Source organism: Salmonella sp. SAL4457 (assembly GCF_046548235.1).
Classification (GTDB): domain Bacteria; phylum Pseudomonadota; class Gammaproteobacteria; order Enterobacterales; family Enterobacteriaceae; genus Salmonella; species Salmonella enterica.
In genome coordinates this window covers 1-424 of sequence record NZ_JBGDZO010000077.1, presented here as the reverse complement: position 1 = coordinate 424, position 424 = coordinate 1, and the positions used below count along the sequence as shown (strand labels likewise).

Here is a 424-nt window from a genome sequence, read left to right as displayed (position 1 = left end):
GAGTTCCGCAGCGCCGACGGCAACCCGCAGTCGCGCGGCGACCTGGCCGGCGAGATCAGGGCCTACCTCGACGCCGGCATCGACGGCCTGTTCAGCGACCAGCCGGACGTCGCCGTGCGCCTGCGCGAGCAGCGCTGACGCAGCCCGACCGGCGCTCGTACGCGGGCGCCGGCCTCATGGACACTCGATGTAGCCGTCGAAGGGCTGTGCCTTGCCTTTCTCCAGTGCCTGCCGCCTGATGTACCGGCAGATCCGCCGATCGCGCTCGTGCATGGCGTCGATCGACGGGTTGCCAGTGGGTTCCATGCCCTTGTGGTCCTTGACGCCAAAGGTCACCAAGGGCTGCTCCGGCTCCACCCGGAAGCGCGACGGCGTTTCCTTCTCCTCCTTGCGCGACGGCGGATCCGCCGCCAGGGTCGGCAAC

At 69.8% G+C, this 424-nt stretch carries 1 protein-coding gene; it reads right to left on the bottom strand.

Annotation, left to right across the window (positions count from 1 at the left end; translation table 11 throughout):
- Positions 1 to 174 precede the first annotated feature (174 nt).
- Positions 175 to 424: hypothetical protein (locus tag ACLJNW_RS23305; protein ID WP_410961100.1), on the bottom strand; the 250-nt coding region annotated here is incomplete at its 5' end.